At 33.9% G+C, this 11,856-nt stretch carries 13 protein-coding genes and 1 pseudogene; 11 read left to right on the top strand and 3 right to left on the bottom strand.

The window, feature by feature from the left end:
* Positions 1 to 407: 407 nt before the first annotated feature.
* From BFA01S_RS18405 to BFA01S_RS18385, 5 genes are all read left to right on the top strand, one after another.
* Positions 408 to 812, top strand: coding sequence for a CidA/LrgA family protein (locus tag BFA01S_RS18405; protein ID WP_156483896.1), 405 nt, complete (start codon positions 408 to 410; stop codon positions 810 to 812).
* A complete protein-coding gene (locus BFA01S_RS18400; protein WP_066234172.1) occupies positions 809 to 1,495 on the top strand; it encodes an LrgB family protein in 687 nt (228 codons plus the stop codon). Before BFA01S_RS18405 ends, BFA01S_RS18400 begins: the two co-directional genes overlap by 4 nt.
* A gap of 42 nt (positions 1,496 to 1,537) precedes the next feature.
* Positions 1,538 to 2,503, top strand: a complete 966-nt coding sequence (locus tag BFA01S_RS18395) for a nuclease-related domain-containing protein (RefSeq protein ID WP_066234170.1) — start codon at positions 1,538 to 1,540, stop codon at positions 2,501 to 2,503.
* A 300-nt stretch (positions 2,504 to 2,803) separates the two neighbouring features.
* Positions 2,804 to 4,942, top strand: coding sequence for a type I pullulanase (gene pulA, locus BFA01S_RS18390; RefSeq protein WP_066234168.1), 2,139 nt, complete (start codon positions 2,804 to 2,806; stop codon positions 4,940 to 4,942).
* A gap of 165 nt (positions 4,943 to 5,107) precedes the next feature.
* Positions 5,108 to 5,920 (top strand): phosphotransferase family protein, encoded by an 813-nt coding sequence (locus BFA01S_RS18385; RefSeq protein WP_235843065.1) that lies wholly within the window; start codon positions 5,108 to 5,110, stop codon positions 5,918 to 5,920.
* On the opposite strand, the gene BFA01S_RS18380 is transcribed toward BFA01S_RS18385, so the two are convergent.
* Complete coding sequence (locus BFA01S_RS18380) at positions 5,917 to 6,195, bottom strand: YtzH-like family protein (RefSeq protein ID WP_066234165.1); 279 nt, start codon at positions 6,193 to 6,195, stop codon at positions 5,917 to 5,919. The genes BFA01S_RS18385 and BFA01S_RS18380 overlap by 4 nt on opposite strands.
* Positions 6,196 to 6,391: 196 nt before the next feature.
* Here BFA01S_RS18380 and trmB point away from each other — a divergent pair, with 196 nt between their 5' ends.
* Positions 6,392 to 7,030, top strand: coding sequence for a tRNA (guanosine(46)-N7)-methyltransferase TrmB (trmB, locus tag BFA01S_RS18375; protein WP_066234162.1), 639 nt, complete (start codon positions 6,392 to 6,394; stop codon positions 7,028 to 7,030).
* Positions 7,031 to 7,043: 13 nt separating this feature from the next.
* On the opposite strand, the gene BFA01S_RS18370 is transcribed toward trmB, so the two are convergent.
* Positions 7,044 to 7,352 carry a PepSY domain-containing protein gene (locus BFA01S_RS18370; RefSeq protein WP_066234159.1) on the bottom strand — a complete coding sequence of 103 codons (309 nt, stop codon included), beginning with the start codon at positions 7,350 to 7,352 and terminating at the stop codon, positions 7,044 to 7,046.
* A gap of 148 nt (positions 7,353 to 7,500) precedes the next feature.
* Between BFA01S_RS18370 and BFA01S_RS18365 the strand changes: the two genes are divergently transcribed.
* The gene (locus BFA01S_RS18365) at positions 7,501 to 8,574 is read left to right on the top strand and encodes a M42 family metallopeptidase (protein ID WP_066234156.1); all 1,074 of its coding nucleotides are present in this window, start codon (positions 7,501 to 7,503) and stop codon (positions 8,572 to 8,574) included.
* A 20-nt stretch (positions 8,575 to 8,594) separates the two neighbouring features.
* On the top strand, positions 8,595 to 9,125 hold the full coding sequence (locus tag BFA01S_RS18360; protein ID WP_066234153.1) for a DUF84 family protein: 531 nt from the start codon (positions 8,595 to 8,597) through the stop codon (positions 9,123 to 9,125).
* A gap of 131 nt (positions 9,126 to 9,256) precedes the next feature.
* Here the strand turns inward: BFA01S_RS18360 and BFA01S_RS18355 are convergent, their stop codons facing one another.
* A complete protein-coding gene (locus tag BFA01S_RS18355) occupies positions 9,257 to 9,703 on the bottom strand; it encodes a YtoQ family protein (RefSeq protein WP_066234151.1) in 447 nt (148 codons plus the stop codon).
* A 207-nt stretch (positions 9,704 to 9,910) separates the two neighbouring features.
* On the opposite strand from BFA01S_RS18355, the gene BFA01S_RS18350 reads away from it, so the two are divergent.
* From BFA01S_RS18350 to BFA01S_RS18340, 3 genes and pseudogenes are all read left to right on the top strand, one after another.
* The gene (locus BFA01S_RS18350; protein WP_066234148.1) at positions 9,911 to 10,228 is read left to right on the top strand and encodes a thioredoxin family protein; all 318 of its coding nucleotides are present in this window, start codon (positions 9,911 to 9,913) and stop codon (positions 10,226 to 10,228) included.
* Between the two features lie 39 nt (positions 10,229 to 10,267).
* Complete coding sequence (locus BFA01S_RS18345; protein WP_066234145.1) at positions 10,268 to 11,068, top strand: DUF1444 domain-containing protein; 801 nt, start codon at positions 10,268 to 10,270, stop codon at positions 11,066 to 11,068.
* A 149-nt stretch (positions 11,069 to 11,217) separates the two neighbouring features.
* Positions 11,218 to 11,856, top strand: a pseudogene (locus BFA01S_RS18340) (hypothetical protein); the annotation flags it as partial.

Raw genomic sequence — 11,856 nt, 5'->3', positions numbered from 1 at the left:
CCTGCAGATTCTGATAAAGGCAGAGAAGATATGCAGGAGATCAACTGTCCGTAAAGGTCCGATTAGTTCAACTAATTATTAGCGGGGACGAGAAAAAATCCCCATTAACAGCTTCACTTTATATAAATCATATCATGCTAAATAATCGATTAAAAATAAAATTTACTTTTTTACATGATAAAGCAAAACTTTGCTAAAATTAAGTATAATAAGTTTGATATAAAGACAAATGGTTAAATTGTAAAAGTATAAATGAATAAAATCGAGAAACTTTTATGCATGTTGCGGCGGAGGGTATCTCAACAATTAAAAAGGATAAGGAGGGGAAATCGTCTGTCAAAACGAGCAGCATTATAAAATCAGACAAAGTAATGGAATGAAAAATTTTATAATGTTTTGGCAGCGAGATGCAAATACGGTACGTAAAAGCAATTATTCAAATCTTTTTTTTATATTGTATTTATTTATTAGGAAACTGGATTCATACAACATTTAAATTAGTTATTCCAGGCAGTATCATAGGAATGCTCATTCTTTTTATTCTTTTATATATGAGGCTGATTAAAGTAGAATGGTTGAAAATAGGCGGTTCCCTTCTGTTGGCACATATGACATTATTATTTATTCCAGCAACAGTAGGAATTATTGACTATCTTCACCTCTTTAGCGGACCAGGATTTATAACAATTATTATCGTTTTATTAAGTACGATTATCGTTATGCTTTCAACTGTTATGATTAGTGAGTTTATTTTAAACAGGAAAGAAAATAAGGATGGGGAAAAGAATGTAGAAGAGAGGCTCCGGGCATGAATATTGTTATTGGGATTTTATTTATTATATTAACAATTGCTGTTTATTATGGAATGAAATGTTTATATAAACGATTTCCACATCCGTTGCTCGTACCAATTGCGACATCAACAATAATTATTGTTCCTTTTCTTCTTTTCAGCCAGATTTCTTATCGTACATATATGATTGGAGGGAATTGGATTGATGAACTGCTCGGACCTGCTGTTGTTTCATTCGCTATCCCTTTATATGAGCAAAGAAAAATTGTAAGAGAAAATATTGTGAATATTTTGACGAGTGTTTTTATCGGTGCTTTGATTGGAATTGTAAGCGGGCTTTTATTAGGTAAGATATTTCATATTGATAAGATGCTTGCTTTATCGCTTGCTGCCAAATCAGTGACTACACCCGTAGCAATGGATTTAACAGAAATTATCGGCGGAACACCTGCACTTGCCGCAGTCTATGTTATTCTTGCTGGTATTTTTGGAGCAATATTTGGCCCTATGCTCTTGAGAATGTTAAAAGTAAAGCGGAGTTTATCTATTGGTCTCGGTTTTGGTACCGCCGCCCATGGAATTGGTACAGCAAAGGTAATTGAATATGGAAAGCTGGAAGGGGCAGTAAGTTCTGTATCCATGACTTTAAGTGCTATTTTTACAAGTATTCTTTGTCCGATTATCGTTTCAATAATGTTATAGTATGTAGTAAGAAGAAAGTTTGAAGAGTGGGGTGATAAGAAATTGGCACAATTAATTAAATTATACGATTATATTTCTCGCTATGAGGTTGATCCATATCGTTACCCAGGCCAGTTCATTCGTTTGAAAAAACAGCAATGGGAAAAAGTCCTTAATGCCTGGGAAGGGAAAACACTGCATTCTGTTATGAAAGAAACGGCTGAGCCGGAGCGGAATTTTGAAATGAGCAGAAAGCAAACGATTATAAATAAATTGAAAAATAAGTTTAGTAAAAATAAAGATAATATTGAGTCAATTACGATCCCGCTTCTTATTGAAGAGAGAGCAATGAGTGAAGAAGATCTATCAGTCGAATTTACAACTGAGCCGAAAAATTTAGAAGAGCTTAAATCTTTATTTTTAGATGATATATTCCGTTTTCAAATCCGATGGGCCAGTTCCACACTGCTTGAGAAATCAATCGTTGAAAAATCTGTTTATCACGATCCAATTATCCGATATTTTTTACAAAGTATCCCAGATCATTTTTTACTTCTTTATAAGCCTGTACTAATACTTCAAAAGGCCCCTGTTGAACTTGATATTATTTTAATTAGTCCAACAGAAATATATTGTATTACTTTATTGGAGAGACTGAGTGATGTAACTTATATTGGTTCGAAGGAAAACTTTTGGATTGAAAAAGGAATTGACTTTGAAAATAAAATATTAAATCCGCTTCTTAGTTTAAATCGAACTGGCACTGTTGTCCAAAAGCTTATGAAATCGGCTGGAGTAGAGCTGCCAATTAAGAAAGTGATTATAAGCCGAAACAGTTATATTGATTATCCAGTCCCGCCATATGATGTTATTCTTTTAGATAAAAGAACATACAATAACTGGTTCCAGCAAATAAGAGGGTCGTCCTCGCCTTTGAAGCATGTTCAATTAAAAGCAACTCAATCAATATTAACTTATGGTCTATCCAGCTCCTTTAAACGTCAAGAATGGGTAAAGGACGTAGAATAATTTCCTCCCGCATCTGCTCATTAAGCTGTATTTCTATGTTTAGTGGGGGAGGAAGTATTTTTTTATGGCTAAATAAGAAGATAAATAACAGCTCAATAGAACATTTATATATTCATGACATAAAATATGAGTATACAAATACTAAAGAGAGTTATTATTTACATGAGTTCAATGAAATGTAAGCGATTTAAAAAATGTTTGAATCGGTTTTATTTATTAAATAAATGGAAGGTATTTTCCAAGAGAATCGCACATTTGTATCAAAAATTATCGTGGGTTCTCACAAGGGGATGAATGATCGTGATATATGTAAATCGTGAATTTGAGGCATATTTGGATAAGTTAAATGAGATAACTATTCTCATTCCTAAGGAGAAACATAGTGATAAAAAAACATTCATTTTAAAAATGAATGGAATGGAGGAGGATCTTTTAGTAAAAGAGTACTATGAAATTGAAAAACATATTAAATATGTTTGCCAAACGAAGCAGGAACTTGATTTTTCCTTAACAAATAAAATTATTGATGAGAAAAACAATGTTACTGATTTACAAATAGGTGCTGTTGTGCGGACGCAGGAATTTGATGAGAAGTTTTATTACGATGGAAAAGATTTAGGTGTGGAATATAAGCTGGAAGAGACGATTTGGAAAGTATGGGCACCCACAGCCACAGATGTAAAACTAAGACTCTATAATGACAAACAAGAGATCGTAAACACATTAGATATGGAGCGGCTTGAAAAAGGTGTATGGTCTCAAAAATTAGTCGGTGATTATGAAGGATACTTCTATACTTACCTCGTCTGTGTAAACTTAGTTTGGCAGGAAGCGGTTGATCCAAATGTAAAGCTCGTTTCGATTAACGGAAAATATGGATATGTTGCAGACTTAAATAAGACTGCTGTAAAAAAGATTCCTACAATGCCATTAGTTAATAAAACAGATGCTGTTATTTATGAGACACATATTCGGGATTTCTCTATTCATGCAGAGAGCGGTATTGTAAATAAAGGTTATTATGAAGGTTTTACAGAACTGGGAACGGTTAATTCAGCCGGTGATTCTACTGGAATTAGTTATTTGAAAGAGTTAGGGATTACACATATTGAGCTGCTTCCGATTAATGATTTTGAAGAAGTGGATGAAAAAAATCCTTTTACCCATTATAACTGGGGGTATAATCCGCTTCATTTTAATGCACCTGACGGCAGCTACTCAAAAGATCCATATGACCCATATAAAAGAGTAATGGAAGTAAAATCGCTTATTCAAAATGTCCATCAAAATGGATTGAAAATTATTTTAGATGTCGTTTACAATCATGTATACCATAAAGAAACATCATCTTTTGAAAAAATCGTGCCAGGATATTTCTTCCGTTATGATAAATATGGCCAGCCTTCTAATGGGACTGGAGTTGGGAACGATGTCGCTTCAGAACGTTTAATGGTAAGGAAATTTATTAAGGAGTCTGTTGAATACTGGTTAGAGGAATACGATGTTGATGGTTTCCGTTTTGACTTGATGGGAATCTTAGATGTAGAAACGATGAATGAAATAGAAAAGATAGCAACTTCGATAAAGGAAGATGTCATCCTTCTTGGAGAAGGATGGGATCTACAAACTCCATTGGCAATAGAGGAGAAAGCAATTCGTCCCAATGCAAGAAAAATGGGTGGTATTGCCTTCTTCAATGATAAATTCCGTGATCTGGTGAAAGGCAGCACGTTTAATATTAACGATCAGGGTTTTGTATTAGGTGTTAATGATAAAAAATATGGTTTAAAGCGATTAGTTGCTGGAACGATTGATGAATTTTTTAACTATCCTCATCAGTCAATTAATTATGTTGAATCACATGATAACCATACGATGTGGGATAAATTTATAAGTATGAACCAAAATGAAAATGAAGAACGACTGAGGGCTAGGCATCGGTTAGCTACAAGTATTGTTCTGCTTTCACAAGGGCTCCCTTTTTTGCATAGCGGGCAGGAGTTTTTCCGTACGAAAAAGGGAATTGAAAATAGTTATAACTATCCAGATAAAATTAACTGGATTGACTGGTCAAGAAGAAGTGAGTTCAAGGATAATGTTAATTATATGAGAGGATTAATTTCATTAAGAAAGCAGCACGGTGCATTCCGTTTTCCAAATTATGATCTTATCCGGAAACACTTAATCTTTTTAGATTATTATCCGAATTTATTCGTCTATAAATTACAAGATGTATCAGATTATGGACCATGGAAAAATATTTTAATTATTCATAATAATAATCAGCATAATGAAAATATACAGCTTCCAGGAACAGAGGAATGGTCTTTAATTTGTACTCCGAAAGAAGTTAGTGCTAATAACCCCTTTTCTAGTTTAACAAAACATTCCTCATTAATCGTTAATGAGTTAGGAACATACGTTTTATGTCAAATGTAGAAATGAAATTTACTTGACTATCATCATATGGAAAAGATAAAATTTAAAAAGATGGCTATTGATGTTTTATTTATATGAGCAATAGTCATCTTTTTCTTTCAAAAAGCTCTTATTTCATCTAGAGAAGGATGGAATTATTAACTAATAATTAAATGAAATGTTGGGTTGAACGTGAAAGTAAACTGGATGGAACAAGTACTAGGTAGTGAATGGGAAATTTCCCCTGCAGGCGGTGCGACCGGGGAGGCTTATTATGCCGAGTATAATGGTCAAAAATTATTTTTAAAACGTAATAGTTCTCCATTTTTAGCTGTGCTCTCTGCTGAAGGAATTGTCCCTAAATTAGTTTGGACGAAAAGGCTTGAAAATGGGGATGTCATTACCGCTCAACATTGGATTGATGGGAGCGAGTTAAAGTCTAAAGAAATGGGCGGAGAAAATGTGGCGGAACTGCTTCATAAAATCCACCATTCGAAGGAATTATTAGATATGTTAAAAAGACTTGGGAAACAGCCTTTAACCCCAAGCTCTATTTTACAAGATATAAAACAGGCAGTGGAGTTTCATGGATTGAATCAGATGGAGATTAAACAGGCTATTGAATATCTTGAAATGAAATTGCCGAGTATCCAATGTGAGGAATATGTTGTCTGTCATTGTGATATCAATCATAATAACTGGCTCATTACAGAAACAAAGCAGCTTTATTTAATTGACTGGGACGGAGCAATGATTGCTGATCCGGCAATTGATATCGGTATTTTATTATATTGGTACATCGAGGAAAGCCAATGGGAAAATTGGTTATGTGCATATGGCCTGTCACTCGATGGAGAAATATTAAATAGGATGTACTGGTATGTGTTAGCACAAGGAATTACATCTATTCTTTGGCATCATGCTAAGGAAAACGAACAGGAATTAATAAACTGGATTAATCATATTCGGGAAATGCTTCAGAAAATGAGCGCTTCCTAAGAATATGAATCAATATCATTAATCCACTCCGTTAATATATTTTGATGTGATTCAATATGTTCATTTAACTGTGGACTATTTTTCCCAGTTTGACTATATGTGTGAATAGGTTCTAATATATTTTTAATATTTTCATTAACATTTGCATTAGCTAATAATGATTTTATAACCCTTTCAAGTTGTTCACATTCTGCTACTGTTCCACAACAATCCGATTGATGCTCTAATAGAATATCTTTTAATAACCCGAGTTGATGTCCATAATCAAGAGGCATAAGGAATCATCCTTTCTAATCTGGCATATAAGAATAATATGTCTTTTATAATGAAGAAATATACAAACAAGATTTTAGAGCTTTATCATAAAAAGGTCTGACCTTTCCAACGATACTGATATATAGCTTAATTGCATATATCAAGTTAGAGGGGTCAGACACTTTGATTTTTAATAATTAATTGAGGTGTTTTTAAATGCGTTTACGTAATAAGCCATGGGCTAGTGACTTTATTTCACAATATCCACAATATCTTATTCAGGCTCCGGAAAATCAAAAAGGAAAATGGAATGAATTATTTGGAAATGATAATCCTATTCATATTGAGGTAGGGACAGGTAAAGGACAATTTATAACAGGGATGGCAAAGCAAAATCCCAATATTAATTATATAGGAATTGAATTATCAGAAAATGTAGTTGTTTTAGCATTACAAAAATTAGTAGATGTTGAGCTGCCAAATGTTAAACTTCTAAATGTGAATGCAAATGATTTAACAAACATTTTTGAGAAGGGTGAAGTTGGACAAGTTTATTTAAATTTCTCTGACCCTTGGCCGAAAAAACGTCATATAAAAAGAAGACTGACATATAAAACATTCCTTGCATTATACGAGACTATTTTAGCAGATAAAGGTGAAATTCATTTTAAAACAGATAATCAGGGGTTGTTTGAATATTCATTAATGAGTTTTTCTGAATATGGATTATTACTGAAATATGTGAGCTTAGATTTGCATAACAGTAATATGGAAGGAAATATTATGACAGAATATGAAGAAAAATTCTCTAAAAAAGGTCAAAGGATTTACCGCGCAGAGGTGCAATATAAGTAAACAAGGTCTCGCTTTAGACCTTGTTTACTTCTAAAATTGTCCCTGTTTTCGCATCGACAATTGTCTCATATTGTTCAGCTGAGTCGTCCACTGTTCGGGAAATTCCGGTTTTATAAATATCGTAGGAAATTCCGTTTTTCTCATATTGTTCCACATTTGTAAAAATCCAAGAACCATCAATTGTTCCTCGCTCTTTAAATGCTTTTTTCACTATATTCAATGCTTTATTTGATGAAATATATGTTGTTTTCAGTTGATCTTTTAGAAAATATCCAATTGTTATTCCAAGGCCTAATCCAATCATAAAGTCTTTGCATTTCATTTTCTTTCCCCCCTTATCTTCATAAGCTCTCGTTTTTAGTATAACGAAACATTATTCAAAACGGCAAGTTGTGGAAAGCTTTTTCATAACAATGTAGAATAGAATATATACATAATGTTTGGAAATCTTTTTAGAAAAGAGGCTAACGATGAATAGTAAAACGATGGAATTATTTAAAACTTTAACAGAGTTACAAGGTGCATCAGGGAATGAGCATGCAGTAAGAGCTTTTATGCGTGAAAAGATTGAACCTGTCTCAGATGAAATTATCCAGGATAAATTAGGGAGTATATTTGGCGTAAAGTATGGGCGAAAAGACGGCCCGAAAATAATGGTTGCAGGACATATGGATGAAGTCGGTTTTATGGTAACAGCGGTTACAGATAACGGAATGTTAAGATTTCAGCCACTGGGAGGATGGTGGAGCCAGGTATTATTAGCACAAAGAGTACAAATAATAACAGATAATGGACCGGTAGTCGGTGTTATCGGTTCTATCCCTCCGCATCTTTTAAGTGAAGAACAGCGAAAAAGACCGATGGATATAAAAAATATGCTTATTGATATTGGGGCTGATGACCGTGCAGATGCTGAAGAAATCGGTATTAAACCTGGACAGCAAATTGTTCCTATTTGTCCATTTACACCGATGGCAAATCCAAAGAAAATTTTAGCAAAAGCATGGGATAATCGCTATGGCTGCGGACTTGCAATTGAGCTTCTTGAAGAATTGAAAAATGAAAAATTACCAAATATATTGTATTCAGGTGCAACAGTTCAAGAGGAAGTTGGGCTGAGAGGGGCCCAAACAGCAGCAAATTTAATTAAGCCTGATTTATTTTTTGCATTGGATGCAAGTCCTGCTAATGATATGAGTGGAAGTAAAAAAGAATTCGGTCAGTTAGGAAAAGGGGCATTGCTACGAATCTTTGACCGTACAATGATTACTCATCGAGGTATGAGAGAATTTGTGCTTGATACAGCTGAAAAGAATAAAATTCCTTATCAGTATTTTGTTTCCCAAGGTGGAACAGATGCTGGTCGTGTTCATTTATCAAATACAGGTGTCCCATCTGCTGTAATTGGAGTATGCTCACGTTATATCCATACATCAGCATCAATTTTACATATTGATGATTATGCAGCAGCGAAAGAGCTTATTACAAAGCTTGTGAAAGCATGTGATGAAACTACAGTTAATATGATTAAGCAGAACTCATAATGAAGAAATGGTGAGTAAAAGTGAAGATCGCAATTGGAACGAAAAATCCGACTAAAGTAAATGCAGTGAAAGAGGCTTTTTCTATATTTCATGACGTTACATTCTTTGCTCTTGATGTTTCATCAGGCGTGTCTCCCCAGCCTATTACAGATGAGGAAACGATCCATGGAGCGATAAATCGAGCTAATAATGCACTTCTTGAGGCTGTTGCTGGGATTGGAATTGGCCTTGAAGGCGGGATTGTTGAAACTAATATGGGGATTTTCTTATGCAATTGGGGCGCGTTGGCAGCTTCAAATGAGGATGTAATTATCGCTGGGGGCTCAAGAATTTTGCTGCCTGATGAAGTAGGCAGAGCAGTTCTTGCAGGCCGTGAATTAGGCGATGTGATGGACGATTATACAAATACTCATAATATAAGACAAAATGAAGGTGCCATTGGCATTTTTACGAATGGTTTAGTGAATAGAACAGAAATGTTTACCGAACTCTCTAAGCTTTTATTAGGACAATACTTATATCAAACAAATAAGAAAGGGGCTGGCCTGTAAGTCCCTAATAAATTTTAAAAGCTGAAAGGCCTTGTTGCCAAATCCTTGATTTTACTGGATTTCCATAACAAGGCCTTTCAGCAGAATGTCCCAAAAGGGTTGCTTTCACCCTTCTGGGACATTCTCATTTCTTATTCTTGTTCAAAAATGTATGAAAGAGCTTTTAAAGCTTGTTCTACAGTAGATACTGTTACGTTAGCTTTATTTGAAAGTTCTTTTAATGGATGGTGTAAGTTCTCAGGTCTGATTAAAATAAGCGGCTTATTTAAAGCGATAGCCGTGCTCGCATCCATAGCTGTGTTCCATTGTTTGTACTGCTCTCCGAATAAAGCAACAACGATATCTGCTTTGTTCATTAATACAGATGTTCTTAAATTATTGATATCAGAAGCAGCATCATCTTTATACACTTTTCCAGGCTGTTCACCTAAAATTTCTTCCCCAATTGAATCAGAACGGTCATGGTTTTCCATTGGTCCAACAAATGTAAGCGGAAGCTGTCTTTCTTTTGCTAAGTTTTTAATTTCTTCTCTCCAAGCTGTATGTATTTCGCCTGCTAAATAAACAACAAATTCCATTATTATCTCTCCTTATTACTATAATAAAGTTAATATAACCTAATTCTATCACAATCTAACATTATTCTATAATAAATTGGCTTGTTATAATTTTTAGACAGAAGAGAAAATATTAATGTATATTTAAAAAATGTTCATATCATTTTCCTTTATGTACAGTTATTTGATATTATTCAAGTTGATATATTAATAATGGAGGTTTTTATAATGGAAAAAATGAATTCAATTGAACAATATAATGAAATAATTAGTAAAGAAAACGTGATACTTATGTTTTCAGCAGACTGGTGTCCGGATTGCCGTGTTATTGAACCTATTTTACCTGAATTAGAAGCAGAAAACAGCAGCTATACATTTTATTATGTTGATCGTGATCAATTTATTGATCTTTGTGGCGAGTTAACTGTTTTTGGAATTCCGAGCTTTGTCGCATTTAATAAAGGGAAAGAAATCGGACGTTTCGTAAGTAAGGACCGCAAAACGAAAGAAGAAATCCAAAACTTTATTAATACACTAAATGCTTAAGAAAAAGTCTTAATAATAGGAAGAGAGGAGGGAAAATAAATGAGAATGACATCAAGAAAATTAGTTGAAGTTATTAAAGAGAAACTGTCTAATGAGCATTGGTCTTTTGAATTTGACCGTGAAAAAGATATGCTTAGAATCGAAAATAAAACGACAGATAAAGGAGTTTCCCTTTCATTGCCAGGAATTATTGCAAAATGGGAAAACAAGAAAGAAGAAGCAATTGATGAAGTTGTGTACTATGTAAAAGAAGCATTGAATGTTATGGGAAAACAGCAGGAATTGACTGGAAAGGAAAAGTCAGTCTTTCCTGTTATCCGTTCCACTTCTTTTACGAAGGAAACGAAAGAAGGCATAGAGCTTGTATTTGCTGATCATACTGCTGAAACTCGTATTTATTATGCTCTTGACTTAGGCAATACGTATCGATTAATTGATGTAAAGATGATGGAAAGAGAAGGCTGGAATATTGAGCAGTTAAAGGAAATGGCTATTTTCAATCTTCGTTCATTAGAAACGAAAGTAAAAGCAGATAATGTAGCCGGTAATATTTTTTATTTCTTCAATGCAAATGATGGTTATGATGCAAGTAGGATTTTAAATGACTCACTTTTGCAATCATATGAAGAGAAAATTGAAGGAAAGATGGCTGTAGCTGTTCCACACCAGGATGTTTTAATTATTGTCGATGTCCGCAATGAAACAGGTTATGACATTTTAGCCCAGCTAACGATGAGTTTTTTTGCCAGCGGTACCGTTCCAATTACCGCATTATCATTTTTATACGAAGATAATCGATTAGAGCCGATTTTTATATTAGGAAAAAATCGTCCGAAATAAAATAGTATTCCCTAAAATAAGAACAATCTATCGAATAATTTTAAGAGAAAGTCACTAGTTTTCATACTAGTGATTTTTTTTATCTACAAGTTTAGACAATTATTGTTACAATAGAAATGAATAATAGAATTTGAAAGAGTGGTTTAATAATGAATTGGTTATCGAAATTTGTAAACTTTTTTTTAACTGATAATGAAAATGAATTTGATGAAGCAGAACAAAAACAAGAAGTCGAGAAACAAAAGCAAACGACTGAGTTTAATCATACAGCAAATAATAATAATGTTGAGACAAGAATATCATACCAGTATCCGCAGGGGAATTTTCGCTTTCCTGTTATCCCTGATCGTATATCAAATGAGCGTGAGGAGCCTAAAAAGGTCAGACAGGTCAGACAGCCTAATGTACAGCGATTTCAGCAAGTAAAGCAAACTGAACCTTCGTTAAAAGTCGAGAGAAATAGTCGCCGTCATGATAAAAATGAACCAAGATCTGTTTATAAGGAAAAGAGGCCCTTTCATCCGACAGAGATTCCCTCACCAATATATGGATTCAGGTCAAGAGCACTTGCTTCTGAAGAAGAAGTTTTAAAGAAGGTACAGCATCAATATAAAGAAGAGATTGATGTTGTATCTCCCAAAATAGAAAATAATGAAGAGAAATTTCAGATTATAATGGATGATATTTTAATTTTAGAGCCGATAGATAATGAAATAAAGGAAACAGATCAAAGAATCGATGAAAAAAATGATACTAAGAGTGAAACAGAAAGTGAAACAGAACTGCTC

This window comes from Metabacillus fastidiosus NBRC 101226 (genome assembly GCF_001591625.1).
In the GTDB taxonomy this organism is placed as follows: domain Bacteria; phylum Bacillota; class Bacilli; order Bacillales; family Bacillaceae; genus Metabacillus; species Metabacillus fastidiosus.
This window is presented reverse-complemented; position numbering and strand designations above follow the sequence as displayed.

Coding starts and splice junctions, on each gene's coding strand:
- trmB (WP_066234162.1), top strand. CDS start 6,392: ATGCGTTTACGTAATAAGCCATGGGCTAGTGACTTTATTTCACAATAT.
- BFA01S_RS18380 (WP_066234165.1), bottom strand. CDS start 6,195: ATGCCTCTTGATTATGGACATCAACTCGGGTTATTAAAAGATATTCTA.
- BFA01S_RS18345 (WP_066234145.1), top strand. CDS start 10,268: ATGAGAATGACATCAAGAAAATTAGTTGAAGTTATTAAAGAGAAACTG.
- BFA01S_RS18365 (WP_066234156.1), top strand. CDS start 7,501: ATGAATAGTAAAACGATGGAATTATTTAAAACTTTAACAGAGTTACAA.
- BFA01S_RS18350 (WP_066234148.1), top strand. CDS start 9,911: ATGGAAAAAATGAATTCAATTGAACAATATAATGAAATAATTAGTAAA.
- BFA01S_RS18400 (WP_066234172.1), top strand. CDS start 809: ATGAATATTGTTATTGGGATTTTATTTATTATATTAACAATTGCTGTT.
- BFA01S_RS18405 (WP_156483896.1), top strand. CDS start 408: ATGCAAATACGGTACGTAAAAGCAATTATTCAAATCTTTTTTTTATAT.
- BFA01S_RS18370 (WP_066234159.1), bottom strand. CDS start 7,352: ATGAAATGCAAAGACTTTATGATTGGATTAGGCCTTGGAATAACAATT.
- BFA01S_RS18355 (WP_066234151.1), bottom strand. CDS start 9,703: ATGGAATTTGTTGTTTATTTAGCAGGCGAAATACATACAGCTTGGAGA.